Raw genomic sequence first — 21,254 nt, 5'->3', positions numbered from 1 at the left:
CCGCCGGCTGCTGCGGGGTCGCCGGCGGCGGGGGCGCCACCGGCGGGCCCTGGACTGCGGCCGGCGGGGCCTGCACCGGTGCGAGCCGCGGCTGGGTGGGCGCCTGTCGCGGCATCCGCGGGGGCGGCGGGAGGGGCACCACGGGCACCACCTGCTGGGCCTGGACGTCGCAGTACCGAAGTTCCTCGTCGGTCGGGTTGAGCACGATCTCGATCGGCGGGCGGCCGCCGATCGCGACCCGGACCTTCGACGCCGAGACCTGCTCGACCACGAGATCGGCGTTCGCGCCGAGTGACGGGCGACCGGGCTTGCGGAAGGTGAGCATCGTGCGCTCGGGCACCGCATCCGCGGGGGCACCGTCGAAGACGGTGATGTCGGCCGGGCGACCCCCGGCACCGTCGGCGATGCGGAAGCGCGACGGGTCCGCCAGCGTGGCCGCGAGCGTCGCCCACTGCTCCGGGCGGTTCGTGTGCACCGCGACCGACGCGCCCGCGCCCACCGAGCGCAGCAGCACCAGCTGCAGCGCGATCAGCTCGGTCGCGAACTCGACGCGCAGGGTCTCGGGGACGGGCGAACCGTCGAACAGGGGCAGCGCGATGGCGTCGGTGCCGGAGATGCCCCACACCGGGCCGGCGGGGCCGACGGGGATCTCGACGGCGCCGAGTGCGGTGAGCGGCGCGGACGGCAGGTCGACGATGCTGGACCCGCCGCCGGGCAGCGTGCCCCGCGTGAGCTCCATCTGCCGGCCGGGGACGGGAACGAGGGCGTCGTCGAGGTTGTCGACGATCGGCACCGCGGTGTCGTAGCGCACCAGCCCGCTGATCTCGACCGGCGACTGCGCGGTGGCCTTGCGCAGGCGCAGCACGACGGCGGTGCTGTCGCTGTCGAGGCCCCACCAGCGGTCGAGCTTCTCCGTGGAGGTGCGCACCGGGTCGACGAGGTAGGTGGTGGCGAACTCGGAACCGTGCTCGATGTTGTGCCAGTTCTCGGAGCCGCCCAGGGGATCCGCGCCGAAGGTCATCCGCGCGTCCAGCCGCGCGAGCTCCTCGGCGGGCAGCACGCGGGCACGGATCAGCCGCTCCTGCAGGCGCTGCTCCAGACGGCGGGTCGCCGCCATGAGGGCCTTGGGGCCGGCAGTGCGGGACGGCCCGCGGCGCACGATGCCCGCGAGGTTGCGCTGCGTGTTCACGCGCAGCACCAGCCAGGTGGAGCGCTCCGCCATCGCGGAGTAGAAGCGCACGCCCTGCGCGTAGGACGCGCGGTACGCGGGGCCGGGCGGCACGCGGCGGCCCACGGACGCGACGTCGATGTCCACGTCGAGGCCGTACTGCGTCATCATCGTCGCCAGCAGGTCCAGCGGTACCGTGTCCGCGGCGTGGGCCCGGCCCTCGCGCAGGCGGGTCTCCGACGGGTCCGCCGTGAGCTCGATCGCCGAGACCAGCTCGTAGCCGTCGTCCTGGCGGACGCCGCAGCCGTCGACGTCGATCACGCGGCCGGGGATGCCGCCGGAGGCGCGGCGCCGGCGGCGCAGGTACCGGTAGCGGGCGCCGATCTTCTCGGTGAGGACCGTGCCGCGCACGGAGACGAAGGCCACGAGGGCGCCCGCCACGGCCAGCGCGATGACGGCCCACAGGGGCCAGACGTCGATGAGTACCGCCGCGAGCAGGGCCGAGAGCACGGCCCACACCAGCGCCCGGCGCAGGGTGACCCGGATGCCGAACAGCCTTCGCCGCCGGGCGATCTCGGGATGAGTGGGAGCCTCGGTGTCCATCACGCCCTCCGCTTCCGGCCGGGGCGGGTCAGCGCCACGACACCACCGAGCACCACCAGCGCGATCACGCCCGCGCCGGCCACGATCGCGGCGGTGCGCCGCGGCCGCGTGTCCGGCTCGGGCGGGGGCGGCGGCACGAGCAGTTTCTGCACCGACTGCGGGTCGATGTCGGTGTCCACGTCCGGCACGTTCGCGGTCAGCGCCGCGACCGGGTCGATGAGGCCGCGGCCCACCTTGTTGTCGGTGCCGCGCCCCGGGGCGTGCGCCGTCGCGACCATGCGGGCCGCGACCTCCGTCGCCTTGAGGTGCGGGTACCGGGAGCGGATCAGCGCCGCGGTACCGGCCGCGTAGGCCGCCGCGTACTCCGGGCCCGCGAAGGGCACCAGCGTGCGGTCCGACGGGACGCCGTTCACCACGCCGTCGCCGCCGCGCGAGCTCAGCGAGATCAGTCCCGCGCCGGGGGCGGACACGTCGAGCCACGGGCCGTTCAACGAGCCGACCAGCGGCGTGCCCTGCGCGTCGGTGGCCCCCACCGACAGGACCTGCCCGTCGAACCAGTTCGGGGTGGCGACGGTGGTCACGGCCCGCCAACCGCGGGGATCGTCGGGCTGTCCCGGGTCGGGGTCGGGATTGGCCTTGCAGTCGTTCGCCCCGACGCTGCTGCCCTTGCGGTCCGTGGCGCCGGCGCCCACGACCACCAGTGCGTCCTTGGCGCGCAGCGCGTAGGCGACCGCGCCGCCGATCTCGCGTTGGCGGAACTGGTTGTCGGCGGCCATGCACACCGGCTCCGGCACCACGATGACCTTGGCGCCGCGGTTGGCGGCGCGCACGATCGCGCGGGCGATGCTGCGGGTGGTGACCGCCGCGCGGCTCTGGTTGGGGTCGGCGTCTGCGGCGGGTGTGTTCTGCAGCGAGAACGCCGAGGAGTCGACCCGGATCGAGAGGACCCGCGCGTCCGGCGCCACCCCCACGAAGCCGTCGCCCGCGGCGGGCTGTGCGGCGACGATGCCCGCCACGAGCGTCCCGGTCGAATCGCAGTCCACCAGACCACGATCCGCGGTCGCCATGTTGTCGCCCGCACCGTCCAGCCCGCGCAGCCGCGCCTGCGGCCGCACGCCGGTGCTGAGCACCGCCACCGTCACGCCCGCTCCGGTGGAGAACTTGTGCGCCTCGTCGATCCGCAGGGTGTTCGACGGTGCCGGCGGCGCCGCCAGGTTCGAGTTCGGCAGCACGCCGGGCTCCACGCAGCGGGGGTTGTTGAACCGCAGCGGGCGTTCCGGGCCGTCGGAATCGGGCGGAGCGCCACCGATATCGGCGACGGGCGGTACGACGGCGCCGGACACGGCGGGTGCCCAGCTCCCGGCGATGACGACGGTGACGGTGGCGGCCAGGGCGAGGGCCGTCTGTGGGAGTGCGCGCACGGCCCCTCTACTTCAGGAACGACAGGTCGAGTTCACGCATGAACGCGAACACCCGGGTGGTCCACAGCGCGAGCATGACCACGGCGAAGATCGCGAACTTCTCCCCGAACTCGATGCGCCCCATCAGACGCGCGGACAGCGGGCGGCCGTGTCCCGCCGGGTCGGTGGACACGCGATCCGCGAGCAGCAGCGCGCCGGTGCCGAAGGCGGCGAGCGCGATCGCGCTCACGACGATCACCGCCAGGCGCGCGAGATCGGAGTCGACGGCGGTCACCAGGATCACCGCGAGGCCGGCCGCCACGAGGAATCCGGCGACGAAGAAGACGGTCGCGTGCACGCGGTCGTCGAGGGTGCGCCCGCGCAGCACGCAGATCACCGAGACCAGCGCCGCGATCACGACCTCGCCCCAGAAGTAGTGGCTGTGCGGCACCAGGACGGTGAGCGCGGAGACCACCAGCACGCCCGCGATCGCGACGTAGAACCCGGTCAGGAGCTTGGCCGCGGTGCGCGCCTTGCGCTCGAGGCCGGTGTTCTCCTGCGCGCGAGCGAGCTCCGTGGTGCTCTCGTCGTCGAAGGTGTCCACGTGGTACGCCGCGTCGAGCTCGTTGCGGTCGATGTCCTCGCCCGGCGGCGGGAGCGTGTCGGGCCGCACCCGGGCCAGCATCAGGGCCCAGCCCTGCGCCCAGTTCGCCAGCAGGAGGCCGCCGATCACACCGATCGCGGGGATGGCCGGGCGGTCCAGCGGCGTGTACGCGAACAGCGCGCTCGCCACCACCGTGACGGCGGCCGCGAGACCGAGGCCCGCGAGGACCGCCGCGCCGAGCCCGCTCGCGCGGCCCAGCACGATCACGCCGATCAGCGCGAACAGCGCGCCGACGAGGACGTTGGCGGCGGTGAAGGCACCGTCGGCGCCCCCGTCCGGCGGGATGAGGACGAACCCGGCCGCGAACAGCACCGGGCCCGCAGCGATCTGCAGGGCGTAGGCCACCTGGCGCGCGCCGTACTGCCGGTCGGCGGAGAGGGCGGCCAGGACCACCGCGATCGCACCGAGCGCCGCCACCGGGAACCACCACAGGGCACTGGAATGCGCGAACCACGCGGTGAGCACCAGCGCCGAGAACACCCCCGCACCGAGCACCAGCGCGACGAGGCCGAGCGCCCGCGCCGTCGCCGACTCGAACCGGCGGAAGCGCTGCCGGCAGAACTCCTGGATCGCGTCGGCGGTGCTCTCGATGAGCGGGCGGAAGGTCTGCGTCGAGAAGGTCTCCGCAAGGATCAGGCGGTCACCGTCGAGCACGCCCGCGTCGCCGAGCGACTTGTCGCGCGCCAGCGTGGTCCCGCCCTCGCGGGCGAAGGTCCACGCTCCGGTCGTCGAGAAGTCGTGGTCCGGGAAGATCTGCTCCAGCCCGGGGATCACCGAATCCATCACGACGGACAGCCGACGGCGGGCCAACAGGCTCCGCTCGACGGAGTTCTCCCCCACCTCGATCAGGACACGCACCTGCTCGGGGACGGCGGACCGCCCGGGGCCCGACTGCTGGGTACCGGCGGCGGGCTCCGGGGTGATCGGGAAGACCATCGTCGGTTAGCGTCCCTCGCTCGTGCGCACCTGCTGCAGCTCGGCCAGCTTCTGCGCGGCCGGCGGCTCGTAGCCCGAGTTGAACCCGTCGGCCAAGTCCGCGGCCAGCTCCTCGAAGGCCCGGATCGTGCCCTTGCGGAGCAGGTCCAGGTCGATCGGCTGATCGGAGTCGAGGTGCGGGTCGTACGGGATCTCGTGGACGCGCAGCTTCTGGCCGGCGCGGAACAGCTCGTCGAACTGCTCGACCGAGACGCTGCCGCGACGCTTCGTGTGGTTGATCACCACGATCGTGTTCGCGAGCAGACCGTGCCAGCCGTGGTGCCGCAGCCAGTCGATCGTCGCGGCCACCTTGCGCACGCCGCGGGTGGTGGCCGAGGCGGGCAGGATCAGCGCGGACGAGATCTCGAGCACACCGGTGCCCGTCTGGGTCTGCAGGCCGCGGCCCGCATCGGCCAGCGCGAGGCTGTAGTGCGGGCGGAAGATCGAGTACAGGTCCAGGACGTCGTCGTAATCGGTGACATCGCGACCGTTGAACCGCCACGGGCTCGGGAGCACGTGCAGGTTGGTCGAGGTGACGGCGAGGTGCTTGTCGACCTGGTTGCGGTCGGACAGGTCGCTCTGCTGGATGAGGGTGCGCGCCGTCGACCCGCCCTGGTGCCACGCGGTCACCTGGTCGAGGTCGCCACCGTCGGGATCGAGGTCGAGGGCGACGACATTGTCGGCGCGGGTGCGCTCGAGGATCTGGCCGAGAACGCCGACGATGAGCGTGCCGCCCGCGTTGTCGGCGAACACGCTGGTGACGTGGAACTTGTTCTTGGGAACGCGGATGCGGTGCACCAGCTCGGCGTGTTCCTGATCGTTCGCGCTGGGGCCGATGTCCAGGCCCATCCGGCGCAGGAAGGCGCGCCAGCCGGACACGCGGACCGCAGCGTCCGAGAACCGGATCTGCTGGTTGAACGAGGAGGACGCGGTCGACATGGGCGCCGCGAGCGACTCGCCCATCGGATGCATCGGGGCCTGCTGGTGCTGCGGCGGGGCGAGCGGAGCCTGGCCGTTCTGCACGGGCGCGCCCTGCTGCCCGAAGGGCTGCGGCGACGCCGGTCGCTGGATCTGGCCGGACGCCTGGGGCGCCTGGAACTGACCGGTGGGCGGTACGGGCTGGAAGGGCGCCTGCTGGACCGGACCGGCCTGCGCGGCGGGCGCCTGCGGGCCCGAGAACCCGTTCTGGCCCGGCCACTGCTGCTGCGGGACCGGCACGGGCGACGGCGCCACGGCGGCGCTCTGCTGCGCGGGCACCTGCGCGGCGACGGGCTTCGGCGCGGCCTTCTCGCCGGGAACCGCCGCGGGCGCGGGGAGCGCGGGCTCGTCGGTCGCCGCGGCATCGGACTGGTCCGAGTCCTCCCCCTCCGCCGTCGAGTCCTCGGCCTTCGCGTCGGACGTCGGCGTACCGTCGGCCTCGATGGACGCGCCCGGCGTGGACGGGCCCACCGGCTCGTCCTCGATCACGGGCTGCTCCGCGGTGGGCCGCTCGTCTCCCGGCACGACCAGGGGCGAGGTCGGCGCGACGGTCGGGACGACACCCGCCACGTCGAGATCATCGACCTCGGGCAGCGCGGGCTCCTCCCACTCGCCGCTCGGCTCGGACACCGGTCCGGCGGCGGCCGGCCGGATCACCGGCGCGGCAGCGGTATCGGTCGAGGGCAGCACCGGGGCCGTGGTGGTGTTCTCACCATGTCCGTTCTGCGGCACAAAGGGCACGCGAACGTTCGTAGCTGCGTCGCTCATGGACTGCACCTCTCTTACTCTTCGGTATGTTTTGCAGATTAATACACGGGCAGGTCAGAGAGCCAGAGGGGTCGGCTCTCAGCTCACCGTGTCGAACCACCCGGCGGAGCCGCCGCGCTCGACCAGTTCCACGAGTCCCTCGGAGAATCTCCGCCGCGTTCCCGGACTGATCGTCACGTCGAGCACGCCGTCGGATCCGCGCTTCGTCGTCGAGAGCACGCGGCCGGCGTCGGTGTCCATCACACCGACGGCCCACCGTGCCTGCGCCCGAACGCCACTGGAATCGGCCCGGTGGTAGACGATTTCGGCCCGTCGACCGGAGTACCGCGCGGCCTGCACGAGAAGGTCGATCGTCTGCGGCGAGAGGTCGTGCTCCCGCAGCCTGCCGCGGATCGCCCGCTCGCTGCGGGCGTCCCCCACGGAGGGATCGAAGGTCGCGACGATCTCCGCGAGCTCGGCGGCGTCGACGGTGAGCGAGTCGAACTCGGCCGGCTCCCGGGCGCCGAGCACCCGCCACAACGGTTCCACGATCGTCGCGTCGAAGTCCTCGCGGTCGGTCGTGAAGCCCTGGACCGTGAGCTGATCGTCGTTGCGGAACGCGATGACCACCTGGTCGGCGCGGCGCACGGCCGCCCCGCGGAGCACCGCGTCACCGTCGAAGATGCGGATCGCGAGCTCGGCGGACGGCGACTGCAGGACCCGCAGCCACTGGGCCACCTGGGCATCGACGCGCCCCGTGCCGTCGACCAGACCCGCGGTCAGCAGGCCGGGCATAACGGCGAGGTCGACCATCAGCTGATCGTCCGGCCGGTAGACGGTGGGGTGCACCGCCAGGACGATCGGCGCCAACTCCGTGACGTCCGACAGCCGCATCAACAGCAGCAGTTCGTCGATGTCGACGGCGAAGGCGGACAGCTTCGCCGCCTGTTCCTCGCGCAGCACAGCTACCCGCTCCTCCGGTTGTTGCCCTGCGGGGCCGGTCCGAGACCGGCCCCGATCGTTCTAGACGCCGTAGAGGCCCGCGGCCTGCGCCTGGCCGGCCTGATGGATCGCGGCGGCGGTCTGGATGTTCACGCCGGTCTTGCGGATCGCCATGGCGAGGTTCTCGTTGGCCTTGAGGCACACCTCGTGCACGTGCTGGTAGCTCTCCTGGTCCACACCGACCCAGTTGCCCGTGTTGAGGTTCGCGGTGTTGTTCGCCGTCAGCTCGGCGATGTTGGCGTCGGCCACGGCCGCGGCCTTGCCCAGCCCGGCGGACGTGCCGTCGTAGCTCGCGTAGTTGACTGTGATGCGCTCGGCGGAGGTCATCTCGGTACTCCTTCGTGTATCGGTGCGGCGGTCTAGACGACGTAGCCGGTGAACAGGCCGCCGGCGTCGCCGTCGGTGCTGGTGATGAGGCCGCCGTTACGACCCAGTGCCTCGGCCACGGCCTCGAGCTTCTGCTGCTCGGCGTTGCACACGGCGATCAGTTCCTCCATGTGCGCGGAGGCCTTGTTGGTGGTGTCGCCGGCGTTGGCGGCGCGATAGGCCTCGGCGGTGGTGCGCACGAACTTGATGTTCGCCAGTGTCATCGCGGCGACGTCGTGGGTCTTCGCGGTACCGGCGGCGTGCGAGATGGTGTTCAGGTCGTAGATCTGCGGGGGCATGATTCCTCCAGTTCAGAGATGATGTCGGTCGGTGCGGGCTACGGCGGGGATCAGCGCGCCTCCCCACTCGACGGCACGTCGACGGGGACGGACTCGAACTCGGGCACCGAGTCCTGATAGATCGGGACGGCCGCGGTGTCCGGCACCACGATCCGCTCGCGCTGCTTGCCCTTCGACCGCGCGACGGGCGCACTGGTCCCGGTCGGCAGGATCGGGCGCAGCGGCTCGACGGCCACCCGCGGGACCGGCGGGGGCGGGGGCGCCACCGTCAGGCCGTCCGTCATCCAGTTCGACGGTGCCGCCACCTGCGGCAGTGCGGTCGGCGCTCCCGGCGCGGCCCGGAGGGCCGCCGCCGAACTCGTGGACCGCTCGCCGCGGGACATCCGCTCGAGCGTGGGCGAGCCGGGCCGGGCTCCGAAGTACCCGACGGTGCTGGTGCGGTTCTCGGCGTTGATGCCGCCGATGAGCGAACTCATCGGCTGGTAGACGACACCGCCGCCCACGCCGCCACCGACGACCTGGGCGCTGCCGCCCGCGCCCTGGAGGGCCTGCTGGGCCCCGGCGGCGGCGACGCCGCCCGCGACGCCCGCGACCTGCGGCACGGCACCGCCGAGCTGCTGCACGAGTGCGCCGCCCAGCTGTTGCCCGGTGGTGGTCCGGACGGCGCCCGGGGTGTCGCGCGACTGCGATTCCGCGGTGGCCGCGTTCGACGCGACCTGCTCGAACCGCTGCGCGTTGACCGCGACGGTCTGGGCCAGCTTGGTGGCGGTGAGCACGCCGCCCGCGACGCGCATCGCCAGCATGCTGGCCGTGGCCTGCGCGCCCTGCGCCGCGAGGGTCATCTTCGTGACCACGGCATCGCCGACGGACGCGGCGCCGGCAGCGGCGGCGGGGATCGGCACGCCGATGGCCGTGGCCATGGGCTTGGGCGGGATGAAGGGCTCGAAGGTCATGTTGGCGACCGAGTTCGCCAGGTACACCGCCATCATCGAGGCGTTCTGCGCCCACATGCCCGCGTACTGCGCCTCGTTCGCGGCGATGGCCGCGGTGTTCACGCCGAGGAAGTTGGTCGCGTTGAGCACCCCGTTGGTGATGTGGTTCTGCGCGATCTCCGGCAGCTGGGCCATCCCGGTCAGTGCAGCCGAGTAGTCCGCCGCCTGCTTGGTGTGCCGGGTGGAGGCGAGCAGCGCCTGCACCCGCAGGGCCTCGTTGTGCGCCATGTACATCGCGACATTGCGCGTCATCAGCGCCGTCTCCGGAGCCTGCCACGACGCCGCGAGGCGCGGGAGCAGCGAGCTGAGGAAGACCGAGCGCGCGCTCACCGACGCCGCCACCGAGGCCCAGCCGGCGGCTGCCGCCGTGGCGGGCGCAGGGCCGGCCCCGGACATCAGGCGGCCGACGTTGACCTCGGGAGGAAGCGCTGGAAAGGTCACGACATCACACTCACGTCAGAACTGGACGGCGTTGTCGGCCATGATGTAGGTCGACGCGACGGCCGCGAGGCTGACGCCGTACTGGGCCACCTCCGCATGATCGACCACGGAGGTCGCGAGGAAGTTCGCCGCGTGCGCGGCGGAGCCCGCCGAGACCAGCAGCGACACGTCGTCGGCGCCCGCGGGCACCACCGCACCGATGGTGCCGGCGGCACCACCGATCAAGCCCGAGGTGGTGGCGACGTTCGCCAGGACCTCGTTGGTTCCTGCCAAGAGCTGTATAGGCGCCACGTTCAGGCCCACCTGCTATCCCCTTTGCTTGATTTTCAAGTTGCAACTAAAACAGAATTGTCAAATTTCGTCAATCCCCAGTTGTCCGAAATTCTCATCCCCAAACATCCTCCTCGGCGACCGACTCGTCCCGCCGCACCCCGTTCCAGGCGACCTGGACGATGTCCGACGCCGCCCCTCGGCCCGGATGGAACCGGCCGCGGCCGGGGATGCCGAAGCGTTGCCCCCGCTCACCTGCGATGTTGAGGTTGAACTTGTCCGCCGACAGCGCCAGCGCCATCGAGCTGTGCGTGTCCAGGAACTGGATCAACGGGTCGGAGCTGGCCTTGTAGAGGAACTCGGTGTCGTTGAGGACGACGATCACGTGGAAGCCCCGAATGACACCGTCGTTCATCAGCTTCACGGTCTGGGTGAGGGGGTTGGTGCGGTCGCCGCGCGCCACGACCGCGTCGTAGTCGTCGATGATGAGGAACACCTCGGGCCCGGTCCACCAGTCCCGTCGCGCGAGGGCCGCGCTGTCGGCCGCGTCGGGGACGCGGCGGTAGGTGACCTCGTTCGGGTCGGACTCGCCCTCCCCCATCCACTCGACGAGCTTGTCCTGCCATCTGCGCAGGAAGTCGTAGAGGTCGGAGCCGTGCAGCCCGAGGTTCTTCGGGTTCGGCGCGAAGGCGCCGCGGTGCACGCGCTTGGGATCGAGCAGCGCGATGGCACCGTCGTCGATCGTGGGGTACCGACGGCTGATCGCCTCGATGAGCGTGTGCACGAGGGCCGAGCGGCCCGAACCGCTCTCGCCGACCACGTACATGTGCGCCTCGCGCCCGAAGTCCGCGACGGCGAGGCCGCCGTCGGTCTCGCGCACGCCGAAGGGAAGGCGCACCCGCTCCCGCTCGCTCGCGGCGGCGGGAAGCACGGAGAACAGGTCCTGCTGGAGCACGACCTCCGGGAGCGCGAGGAGCTTCGGCGCCGTCGCGCCGGAGGTGTTGGCCCGGCGGATCCGCTCGACCACCTCCTCGATGCCGGCGCTGAGCGTCTCGGGTGAGCTGTCGCCGTCGGCGCGCGGGAGCGCCACCAACGCCAGCAGCTCGCGATCGGTGGTGATCACGTGGCCGGCCCGGTCGGGAACCACCTTGTTGCGCTGCGAGTTCACCACGGACATGTCGTAGCTCGCGGTGGACACCCGGCCCTCGATGATGGTGTGCATGTGGCTCGCGAGGCCGCGCAGCACCGTGTTCCGCGCGGTGGTGACCACGAAGTGGACGCCGTAGTTCAGCGCACCCGAGGCCAGCGCCTCCAGCACGGCGACCTTGTCCTCGAACACACCGCCCTCGGTGACGGCGGCGTCGAAGCCGTCGATCACGATGAAGACATCGCCGAAGGCGTCCTCGGCCGTCACCGCCGACTCGGGGTCGCTGCGCAGCCGGCGGTACTCGGCCATCGAGTTGACCCGGTACTTGCGGAAGAGCTTGACACGCTGGTCGATCAGGTCCGACATCTGGGACACGATCCGGTTGATCGCGTCCTCCTCGGCGCGGGTCGCGATCCGCGAGACGTGCGGCAGATCCTCGAGCCGCATCCAGCCGCCGCCGGTGTAGTCGACCACGAAGAACTGCACCTGCTCCGGGGAGTGGGTCAGCGCCAGCGAGGTCACCAGAGTCATCGCCGCGGTGGTCTTGCCCTTCTGCGGCGCACCGTAGATGAGCACATTGCCCTGGCCGCCCGAGAGGTCCAGCTCCCACACGGGCTGCTGGTGCTTGGCGGGGTCGTCGAAGACGCCGAAGGGCGCCTTGAGGGTGGCGGGGGTGGTCACCTTCGGCGCCACCCATTCGTCCGCGCTCAACGACGGTGCCACCGTGTCCAGCGTGGTCGAGGTCAGCTCCGGCAGCCACGGCTTGTAGGCCGGGCGGGCGGGGGCCTGCGTCAGCAGCTCCTTGACCACCGTGAACACCGTCGGCGCCGCGAGCAGTTCCTCCTCGGTCCGCTCGATCTCGTCGTCCTCGATGATCTCGACCTCGAGGTCCGGGATGTCCACGCGACGGGCCGTGAAGCCGCGCGAGGACAGATCGTCGGCGGTCGGTTGGACCACCTCGCGCACGACGGGCTCGGGGGCCGCCTCCGGCGCGAAGTAGGGCTTGCCGGTGAATCCCGCGTAGAACCGGATCAGGTCGTCCTCGTGGAGCGTCTTGATCAGGCCGTTGCCGGGCTTGCCGGGCAGGTTCTTCGCGTCGGGCACACCGATCACCGCACGCGAATCGCCGGCGGTGCCGGTGCGAAGTGCGATGTGGTAGTGGATGTTCGACTCGAGGCCGCGGGAGCGGGCCATCTCCGCGTTCTGCGACGCGAGCAGCAGGTGCACACCCACCGACCGGCCGACGCGCCCGATCTGGCTGAAGATGTTGACGAACTCGGGCTTGGCCTCGAGGAGCTCGGTGTACTCGTCGATGAGCACGAGCAGCGCGGGCATCGGCTCGAGGTCGGGGCAGTGCCCCGATTCGCGGGCCTTCTCGTACTCGGTGAGCCCGATGATGTTGAACGACGGGTACTTCGCGGCAGCACTGTCGAAGAGCTGCTGGCGCCGCTTGAGCTCGCCGGTGATGACCTCCATCATGCGGTCGACCATGCTCTCGGACTTCTCGAGGTTGGTGACCACGGCCGCGACGTGCGGGATGTCCTCCATGCCCTGGTAGGTCGCGCCGCCCTTGAAGTCCACCAGGAGCAGGTTCAGCATCGACGGCGGATGGAACAGGCACGCGTCGAGCACGAGGCAGCGCAGGAACTCCGACTTGCCCGAGCCCGACGTGCCGATCATCTCGCCGTGCGGACCGGTGCCGCCCTGGCTCGCCTCGCGCATGTTGAGGAAGATCCGGGTCCCGTCGGGCGCGAACCCGATCGGGAAGTTGAGTCGACGGGGGTCGTCGAACCGCTTGATGCGCTGCCAGAAGTCGACGACGTCGATGGCCCCGGGATCGTCGACCTGCACGAGGTTCGCCCAATCGCGACCGGTGTCGTGCCGCTCCTTGGACAGCAGCGAGGCGGTGGTCTCGAGCTCCCAGCGGGCCAGCTTCCGGGCGGTGGTGTGCGCATCCACGAGGTCGACGTAGTCGGCGCGGGCGATCTCCTTGGGCGCCTCCAGCGGGAGGTCGGAGTCCCAGCGGGTGACGATGCCCGCCTGGTCGACGTCGAGGAGCACGGCGTGCGGGAAGGAGTCGATGACGCCGTCGGGCGGGGCGATGAGGACCCAGGTGACGTCCGCGAGGGAGGCGATCGCCTGGTCCGTCATCCGGGCCCGCTCCGCGGATTCCACGATCACGACGGTGTGCCGGGTGCGGCCGGTCACCTCCGACTCGGTGGTGAACGGGCGGGCGTAGTCGACGATGCGGTCCCCCTCGGCGGCCGGCTGTTCATCACCGCCGGCGAGGTCCTCGAGGAAGTCGGTCCAGTTGCCGTAGATCATGCGGCGCGATCCGAGCGCATCGATGAGCGTCGGATGCTGCACCTGCGGTAGCCATTTCAGGTACTCCCAGCGACCGCCGTCGGGGGCGTCGGCGACGACGGCGATGCGGAGCCGGTCCGGACCGTGGGTGATCGCGAGGTGGTTGAGCATCGCGCGCACCATGCCCGCGCTGCGCTCCCGATCGCCGCCCACGCCGAGCACGGGCAGGTTGCGCAGGGTGAAGGCGACCGGCATGTCGGCGACGGTGGAGTGCGTGTGCAGGAACTTCACGGTCTCGGTCCACTGCACCGGGTCCAGGAACTCGCCGTCCGGCGCCTCGGGGGTGAGCAGCTTGGCCTTGGGCACGATGCGACCCCGGCCGTACCGGGCCGCGGTGAAACGGCTCCGGCGCTCCGGGTCTCCGTCGCCGACCTCCCACATCCGCTCGGTGCCGATGAGCGAGGCCACGACGGCCGGGTCCGGATAGGCGTGCGCGAGCGCGTCGTGGTAGTTGCGGCCGCGGGCGAGGGCCTTCTCCCGCGAGGCGCCGATCGAGCGACTCGCCTGCTTGCGGTCGTGCAGCAGCTGCCCCTTGGACTTGCTGCCGCTGCCGCCGGGACCTCCGCCCATGTAGGCGAACATGCCGAACAGCAGCATCATCGGCATGAGCAGCATCACCGGGTTGAAGCCCCGATTCATGCGGATCATCATGAACAGCATGCCGAGCACGGCGACCACCATGACCACCGGCATCATCACCGTGCGCCACTTACCGGGCGGGTCGATCTCGTCGATGGTGTCCGGGGTCCGGACCTCCACCTCCTTCTTGATGACCCGGGGCTCCTTCTTCGGGTGCAGTGGGGGCTCGAAGACCTGCCTACTCATCGTCCATCCCTCACTTCGTGCCGCGCGGATCGAACTTCGCCACGACCGGGTCCTGCGCGCCGCCGTCGTGCTTGATGGATGCGCTCGCCTGCGAGAGCGTCGGCCCCTGCGCCAGCAGGCTGATGATGGTCCACGGCGCAGGAACGGGATTGCGCAGGCCCAAGGCCTTGGCCGTGGATCCGACCTCGTTCGAGCCCTGATCGTCGAGGCCGAAGCGGATCCCGGTGTCGGCGATCCAGAACTCCCCGCTGTGCTCGCGCGAGTCCTTCGCGGAGCCCGTGGCGTACACGAACCGGCCGCTGTTGGCCGGCAGGTAGACATCGTCGGCGACGGTGCCCGCCGACCCCGCGGCCCCGATCAGCGGGATCCGGGCGGCGTTCTGCTCGGGGGTGAGCGGCAGCCCGCTGGAGACCATGACCCGCACCGAAGCGGTCGGCTTGTCGCCGTCGTGCGCCCAGGCCAGGCACGTCACCGGGTCGGCGGTGGTGTCCTCGATCCGCACCTTGCCGGCCGGGAAGTGGTCCACCGCGATCCGGCCGCCGACCTTGGGCCACTGGTTCGCCTTGGCCGCCTCGGTCTCCACGACTCCGCTCTTGACGGGCGAGACGGTCTGCAGGATGGCGGCCGCGGTCTGCCCGATCTGCTGGATGCCGTCGGCCGCGGCGACGTAGTAGGTCCAGCTCCCGTCGACGGTCGGTACCCGCAGCGTCGTTCCCACCAGCAGCTTGTCCGTGTTGGGGAACCGCACCGGCTTCCCGAGGTCGCTGATCGGCGGGACGTCGATGGGCTCGCGCGCGGCGAGAGCGTTGAACAGGCCCGCCGACATGGGGATCACGCGCTGGTCGATCGAGATGCCCAGGGTCTCCCGGATCGCGGAGTTGCCGAGGTCGAGCCGCGCGCGGCCGACCACGCCGTCGTGCTCGTAGACCAGCCAGGTCTGGCCGTCGAAGGCCACGACGCGGGCGCGGTCGCCGGTCAGTTCGTCCGTACCGTCGGCGGGCGTCGGCTCCCCGCCGATGACGGTGACCTTCACCGCCGAGGTGGCGGTCGTCGGCAGGCCGGTCGACGGGTCGAGCGGGACGGCCGATCCGGTCGCCGTGCTGTCACAGATGGCCCATCGCGATGAGGTGCTGTCGGAGTTGCGGATCACCGTGGGGGCGTAGGGAATCCCGACCATCGGTCCGCGCGGCAGCTTCTCGATCTCGGACGACTTCGCCTGCACCGGCTTCGCCGGGGAGCCGATGATCAGTTGCCCCGAGACCACGTTCGGGATCGGGCTGAGCGCGTCGCCCACCTTCACGTACAGGGCACCGGTCTGGCTGTCCTGGATGATGTCGCCGTCCTTGACCTTGCCCGCGGGAAAGATCACCGCGCCGATGACGCAGCCCAGCACCCCGATCAGGCCGGCGGCGAGCGCGATGTACAGGGGCGACCCCTGGTACTTCTTCACGTCGTCGATCCACCGCGTATCGCGGCGGACCAGCGCCTCCTCGTTGCGGCGCTGCAGGTAGGCCTCGCCCGACTTCTGATACTTCGAGGTGAGCCGGAAACCGCGGACCCGCTCCTGCAGGCCCGATTTCGCGCTCGACGGATCCGGGGTCGTCTCAGCCATTCGCCTCCGCCTGCCAATCCGCCAACAAGTGCCACTCCGACCACGGGAAGTTCGGTGATACGCGCAGCGTCTCCTCGTACGCGAGCCGGACGTCCTCCAACTCCAAGGTGCGCAGCAGGGCGCGCTTCTCCTCGGTCGAGAGCATCGAACGGTCGATGCCACTGACCCGGAAGTCGCGGAAACCCCGCGCGCCCGAGATCACGGTGCGCATGAAGCGGGCGTTGGACATGAGGTCGACGCCGGAACACATGCGCCCCTTGAGGTCCAGCGCGCTCACCTCCGCCAGCCGCTTGTTGTGCTCGTCGAGGTAGCCCCGCACCCCCTCACCCAGCTCCTCGCGACTCTTCGCCGCCACCGACTCCGCGATCGCGACCAGTTCCTCCGGGGTGAAGGAGCTGAACGAGATCCGGGTCGGGAACCGCAGCGGGAGACCGGGATTGACCTGCAGGAGTCGGTTCATGTCATCGTCGTAGCCGGCGAGCACCACGACCACCTTCTCGCGCAGCGGCTTGTCACCCTCGTTCTCGATCCGGGCCAACAGCGCCTCGAGCGCCTCGCGACCGAAACGCGAGGCCTGATCCTCGCCGTCCCCCGCGACCAGCCCGTAGGCCTCGTCGAGGAAGAACAGGCCGCCCCGGGACTCGTCGATGAGCTTGTTGGTGCGGATGCCCGCCTGCCCCACGTAGCCCGTCATCATGTCGCTCGGCTGGTGCTCGAACACCTCGGGCCGGGCGATCACGCCGAGGCCGTAGTACAGCTTGGCCAGGATCCGCACGCCGGTCGTCTTGCCGGTGCCGGGCGGGCCGGTGATGATCGCCGACAGGCGCATCTCCTCCTCGCTGTACTCCTCCCCGAGCTCCTCGCTGAGCAGCTTGCGCTCCCGGTCCATTTCGACCTTCGACGCGAGACGACGGATCTGCGACTTCACATCGGGGCTGCCCACGAGCCCGTCCAACTCGCGCCAGGCGTCGGCGAGGACGACATCGCGCTGCCGGTCGAGCGTCGCCTGCTCGATCTCCTGCGCGGTCGTGCCCGACGACGGGTTCCACGGGTCGCTGCGGGTCTTCATCGACTGCGCGGTGACCACCTCCAGCGATCCCCCGGCGGCCGCATGGTCCAGGTCGGCGCGGTTGGAGATCCACGCGCGGGCGTCGCGCACGAGTTTGACGGCGCCCTCCTCGTCGCCCGTGGCGCGCAGGGCATAGGCCTGCGTCACGATCAGGCTGGCCTGCACGAGTTTGAAGTCCTCGGACGCGAGCGCGGTCCTGGTCGCGGAGAGCGCCTGATGCGCGTCGCCGGTCCCGACGAGGGCCCGCGCCGTGAGCGCCGTGACCCCGAGCTGCCAGAAGCGGACGGCCCCGTCGGTCTCGGGAGAGACCCAGAGCGGCTCGCGGCCGTCGGAGACCGTCGAAAGGATCTCCGGCCAGCGGTGCGCGAGCCCCAGCAGGCAGATCCACAGGTATCGGACGTAGTTCCGCTGCGCCGGCGAGTCGGCGGTCACCTCGCGCTGCAGGCGCGTGAGCTCCTGTGCCGCCTCGGCGAGGAAGCCGGCCTGGGCGAGGATCACCGCTGCGCCGGCCCGGGCGTAGATCACATCGGTGACCGGCATGCCGAGCTCGACCACCCCCATCTGCACGGGGATCTTGAGCCCGAGGGCGCCCTCGGCGGGATCGACGACCATGCCGTTGCGGCGGAGTTCCGCACCGAAGTTGCGGGCCGATTCGAGCAGCCCTCGCGCGGCGGCCGGATCGGCGAGTCGGGTCCTGTCGACGGCCATCAGGCCCATCCACGCATCGCACATCGTGGGGTCGGCCTCCACTGCGAGCCGGAAGGCCTGAGCGGGCTCCTTCGTGTCGGTACGCGCCGCGAGAGACCGCAGCCCGAGCGAGAAGTACCGCTGGGCAGTGGGATTCGATGTCGTCATCGTGCCTGATTCGAGTCCTGATCCTGGCCCGCGAGGAACCGGGCGAATGTCCATGCGTAGAGGGCCGAGTCGACGTCACCGTACGCCGCCGCAAGAGTCGCCACCACGATCGCCCGCTCCACCATACGGTCCTGCAGCCGGCGGGCGTCGGGCGTCGGGCGGAACAGATCCTCGGCCGAGGCCGGGATCCGGTCGAGGCGGAGGACATCACTGAGCGCCTGCTCGTCCCGGTGCAGCTGGTCGAGCACCGGGGGCGGCACCGTGCCCTTCGCCTCGAGGAAGCAGCGCGCGTCCAGGCGGGCGGCCTCGATCCCGATCGCATGTTCCGGGGTGATGGCCACCGACTCCAGGTCGCGAACGAGAGCCCTGGCCTGACGACCCGCTTCTTCCGCGTTCAGCGAGCGGATGTGCTGCAGCCGGGCCGGCGAGACCGTGGCCTCGAGCCTGCTGCGGCCCCCTTCGAGGATCCTGCCCGGCCGACCGACACCGACGAGGTTCTCGGCACCCACGACGGCGCTGTAGGCCCGGCTCGGATGCGTGGTGGCGACCGCGGTGAGCGAGAGGTCCTCGAGCGTCGCGTACTCGATGAGCTGACGCACCGGGTCGTCGACGGCCGCCCAGCGGTAGCCGGTGGGCATGTTCCAGACGACGCGCGCGCCCGCGGGGATCACCACGCCCGGCGGCAGCCAACCCGCGTCCGACGTGGTGACGACCATGATCGCCTCCGAGTCGCTCTCGAGCAACCCGGCGGCCCAGTGGAATCCGGAATCGGGGCCGTGCGGCGAGCCGCGCAGCGAGCCGAGGATCGAGGCCACCGCGTCGTGCACCTGCTGCACCGCGGGGGATGCCCGCCGGGTCAGCACGAGCGGTTCCGTGCGTCCCAGGATCACCGGACCGGTGGCGAGCACGGGCGGCGCCTTGGGCGCGGCCGGCGCCTCAGGTGTCTCCGGGGCGGCCGGGGTCTCCGGCTCCGCCGGCGGATCCGGCACCGTGCGCCGGTCCGCAGCCGCGGCAACGGCGAACGAGACCGGCTCGTCGGTGACGGGTGTCCGGCCCGCGGCCTTCATCAGGTCGGAGAACTTGACCGTCTTGGCCGTCTGCCGCGCCGGGCGCTGCGGCCGAACCGGTTCGGGTTCAGGCGCGGGTTCCGCCGCCGGCGCAGGTTCTGGCTCGGGCACAGGTTCAGGCTCAGGTCCGGACTCGAGCGCGGGCGCGGGCTCGTCGGGTCCCTGCGCCGGGTCCGCTTCGTCGGCGACCGCAGCATCCTCGACGAGGTCGTCGGGCTCGGCTGGGTCGGCGGGCTCGGCCGAGTCGGCGGGCTCGGAGGTCTCAGCCACGTCGTCGGGCTCGGTCGCGTCGGCGGGCTCAGCCATATCGGCGGGCTCGGAGGTCTCAGCCACGTCGTCGGGCTCGGTCGCGTCGGCGGGCTCGGCCGGGTCCGGTTCCGTTCCCTCCACGGGTTCGGCGGACTCGTTCTCGATCTCGGAGTCCTCGGTCACGTCCGGATCCTCCGCGGGATCGGCGTCATCGACCACGTCGGCGGCGTCCGCGAGGACGTCCGCATCCCCGGCCGCATCCGCATCCTCATCCCCGGCCGCGGCCTCGTCGGCCGCATCCGCGTCCATGTCCGCCTCCGCGTCCGCCTCCGCCGCCTGCTCGGCGGCGAGGTCAGCGGGCGCCTCGTCGTCGGCAGGTGCCTCGTTCTGCTCCTCCGACGAATCCGCGGCATCGTCGGCCGCATCGCGCGACTCGTCCGCATCCTCGGCCGGTCCAGCGGCGACCGCCTCGGACTCGATCAGCGCAGGCTCCGCCTCGTCGACCACTGCGTCGGGTTCGATGTCCACCTCGGCGACCTCCGGCTCGATCGCCGCGGGCGGGTCGACCGCCACCGGCTCGGGATCGGGCGACGACGGCACCGTCGGGACCGCTCCCGCACCCGCCGCCCACGCGCCGGTGGACGGCACCCGCCCGAACGAGAGGACCTCGTCGACCGCGGGCGCCGGACCGGACTGGGCCTCGTCGGTCAGGGGAAGCGCGGAGGCGGCCTCGTCGGTCGCCTGCCCCGCCACCTCGGCGGCGACGGGGCTCGACGCCGGAATCGGCACGAACTGCGCCGGCGGCATGATCGGGATCGGACCGCTGCTCGCGGCCGAAGGCTCCGCCGGCACGGGAGCCGCGGAGCTCCCGTTCGCCGTGGGAGTCCGTCCGAAGGCAAGGAAGCCGTTCATCAGCGGCTGCGGCACCACCGCGTCGTCGGCGGACGGCAGCGCGCGCGTGGGCACCCGACCGAGGTCCAGGAAACCATTGGCCGAGGCCGGCTCGTCGATCTCGGCCACCGGGGCCGCGTCGTTGGTGTCGGTCACGTCGGCGACGTCGAGGTCGGAGTCGATCGCGTCGGAGGGCGCCGCGGGCGCGGCATCCTCGATCTGCGGACCCTCGATGACCTCGGCGTCGACGTCGGCGCCGACCGTGGGCTCGACGACCGTGGGCTCGACGGCCGCTACCGGCTCGACACCGTCCGTGGGCTCGACGACCTCCGCCTCCGCAGGCACGGCGCTCGACGGTGTGCGGCCGAAGGACATGAAGCCGAAGACCATCGTGGTCTCGTCGCCGGAGTTCGCGAAGGCGTCCTGCGCCGCGGCGGCGGCGTCCTGCTCGACGGTGCCCGCATCCGCCTCGATCCGGACTGCGGCGTCCTGCTCGACGAGGGCGGCCGGGGCCGTCTCGAGCGTCGAGTCGTGCCCGTCGGTCTCGTTGATCGGGGCCGCCTCCGCGGCCTCCGCGTGCCCGTTGTGCTCGACCTTTCCGTTCTGCGCGGCGCGGGTGTTGCGCACCGAGTAGCCGTTGCGGGCCTCACCGTTACGGGCGTGCCCGGTGCGCGCGACCCGGCCGTTGCGTTCGACGCCCTCAGTGCTGGTGCCCGGCACCCGGCCGAAGGCCATGAACCCGCTGACCAGACCGACGGCGGGCTTCTTCTTCCGGGTGGACTGCTCCGGGGTCGGCATCTTGTCGGCGACCTCGGTGGCCCGCGCCCGGGCCAGCGCGATCAGCTCGGCGATCCGCTCCGCCGGGTCGACGCCGGCAACGGCGGACTGCCGCTGCGCGGCCTCGATGTCGGCCTCGACCTGGTAGACGATCTCGGACTGCTCCAGATTCACCTGCTGCAGGCTGCGCGCCAACTCACCGAGCGCGTGCGAGACGTGGACGAGCGACTCGCCGACCCGGACGATCCCGATGAAGCCCTGCGCCCACTTGCCGGTCTCGGACTCGAGGAACTCGGTGACGTCGACCTCGCCCAGCTGAGCGGTCGCCGTGGTTCCCTCGCTCGCGACGCGGAAGGCGTAGGACGACGCCTGCGCAGCGGACAATGCCCGTGACGCCAGGTCGTCCGGGGTCACCTCGTCCTCCCAGATGCCTTCGAGGAGAACATCGGCGTGGGGGGTATCAGGGCGATCGATCACAACGAATCCTCAATCA

Annotated in this window: 13 protein-coding genes; all 13 read right to left on the bottom strand. The window is 71.5% G+C overall.

Annotation, left to right across the window (positions count from 1 at the left end; translation table 11 throughout):
* Positions 1–1,771: type VII secretion protein EccE (gene eccE / locus HF999_RS17420; protein WP_168547112.1), on the bottom strand; the 1,771-nt coding region annotated here is incomplete at its 3' end.
* On the bottom strand, positions 1,771–3,192 hold the full coding sequence (gene mycP / locus HF999_RS17415) for a type VII secretion-associated serine protease mycosin (protein WP_168547111.1): 1,422 nt from the start codon (positions 3,190–3,192) through the stop codon (positions 1,771–1,773). The genes mycP and eccE, both read right to left, overlap by 1 nt.
* A gap of 7 nt (positions 3,193–3,199) precedes the next feature.
* On the bottom strand, positions 3,200–4,771 hold the full coding sequence (gene eccD, locus HF999_RS17410; protein ID WP_168547110.1) for a type VII secretion integral membrane protein EccD: 1,572 nt from the start codon (positions 4,769–4,771) through the stop codon (positions 3,200–3,202).
* 6 nt (positions 4,772–4,777) lie between these two features.
* Entirely contained in the window at positions 4,778–6,556 is a 1,779-nt protein-coding gene (locus HF999_RS17405) for a MinD/ParA family ATP-binding protein (protein ID WP_168547109.1), read from the bottom strand.
* Between the two features lie 78 nt (positions 6,557–6,634).
* Positions 6,635–7,498: an ESX secretion-associated protein EspG gene (locus HF999_RS17400; RefSeq protein ID WP_168547108.1), complete on the bottom strand. Its 864-nt coding sequence runs from the start codon at positions 7,496–7,498 to the stop codon at positions 6,635–6,637.
* 60 nt (positions 7,499–7,558) lie between these two features.
* Entirely contained in the window at positions 7,559–7,864 is a 306-nt protein-coding gene (locus HF999_RS17395) for a hypothetical protein (RefSeq protein ID WP_168547107.1), read from the bottom strand.
* Positions 7,865–7,896: 32 nt separating this feature from the next.
* Positions 7,897–8,202, bottom strand: coding sequence for a hypothetical protein (locus HF999_RS17390; protein WP_168547106.1), 306 nt, complete (start codon positions 8,200–8,202; stop codon positions 7,897–7,899).
* Between the two features lie 50 nt (positions 8,203–8,252).
* Complete coding sequence (locus tag HF999_RS17385; protein ID WP_168547105.1) at positions 8,253–9,635, bottom strand: PPE family protein; 1,383 nt, start codon at positions 9,633–9,635, stop codon at positions 8,253–8,255.
* Between the two features lie 15 nt (positions 9,636–9,650).
* Positions 9,651–9,926, bottom strand: a complete 276-nt coding sequence (locus HF999_RS17380; RefSeq protein ID WP_312854182.1) for a PE family protein — start codon at positions 9,924–9,926, stop codon at positions 9,651–9,653.
* Between the two features lie 94 nt (positions 9,927–10,020).
* A complete protein-coding gene (gene eccCa, locus HF999_RS17375; RefSeq protein WP_168547103.1) occupies positions 10,021–14,241 on the bottom strand; it encodes a type VII secretion protein EccCa in 4,221 nt (1,406 codons plus the stop codon).
* A gap of 10 nt (positions 14,242–14,251) precedes the next feature.
* Positions 14,252–15,853, bottom strand: coding sequence for a type VII secretion protein EccB (eccB, locus tag HF999_RS17370; RefSeq protein ID WP_168547102.1), 1,602 nt, complete (start codon positions 15,851–15,853; stop codon positions 14,252–14,254).
* The gene (locus tag HF999_RS17365) at positions 15,846–17,777 is read right to left on the bottom strand and encodes an AAA family ATPase (RefSeq protein ID WP_168547101.1); all 1,932 of its coding nucleotides are present in this window, start codon (positions 17,775–17,777) and stop codon (positions 15,846–15,848) included. The genes eccB and HF999_RS17365 overlap by 8 nt, the downstream gene beginning before the upstream one ends.
* Positions 17,774–21,238 carry a hypothetical protein gene (locus HF999_RS17360; protein ID WP_168547100.1) on the bottom strand — a complete coding sequence of 1,155 codons (3,465 nt, stop codon included), beginning with the start codon at positions 21,236–21,238 and terminating at the stop codon, positions 17,774–17,776. The genes HF999_RS17365 and HF999_RS17360 overlap by 4 nt, the downstream gene beginning before the upstream one ends.
* Between the last annotated feature and the right edge of the window lie 16 nt (positions 21,239–21,254).

Origin of the sequence: Tsukamurella spumae (genome assembly GCF_012396015.1) — a bacterium.
Classification (GTDB): Bacteria; Actinomycetota; Actinomycetes; order Mycobacteriales; family Mycobacteriaceae; genus Tsukamurella; species Tsukamurella spumae.
Note: the sequence above shows the minus strand (reverse complement) of the source record. Positions and strands in the feature narration are given on the sequence as shown.

Bases quoted from the DNA above. Each gene is read 5' to 3' on its own strand.
- HF999_RS17395 (WP_168547107.1), bottom strand. From the start codon at position 7,864: ATGACCTCCGCCGAGCGCATCACAGTCAACTACGCGAGCTACGACGGC.
- eccB (WP_168547102.1), bottom strand. From the start codon at position 15,853: ATGGCTGAGACGACCCCGGATCCGTCGAGCGCGAAATCGGGCCTGCAG.
- eccCa (WP_168547103.1), bottom strand. From the start codon at position 14,241: ATGAGTAGGCAGGTCTTCGAGCCCCCACTGCACCCGAAGAAGGAGCCC.
- HF999_RS17390 (WP_168547106.1), bottom strand. From the start codon at position 8,202: ATGCCCCCGCAGATCTACGACCTGAACACCATCTCGCACGCCGCCGGT.
- HF999_RS17405 (WP_168547109.1), bottom strand. From the start codon at position 6,556: ATGAGCGACGCAGCTACGAACGTTCGCGTGCCCTTTGTGCCGCAGAAC.
- HF999_RS17365 (WP_168547101.1), bottom strand. From the start codon at position 17,777: ATGACGACATCGAATCCCACTGCCCAGCGGTACTTCTCGCTCGGGCTG.
- eccD (WP_168547110.1), bottom strand. From the start codon at position 4,771: ATGGTCTTCCCGATCACCCCGGAGCCCGCCGCCGGTACCCAGCAGTCG.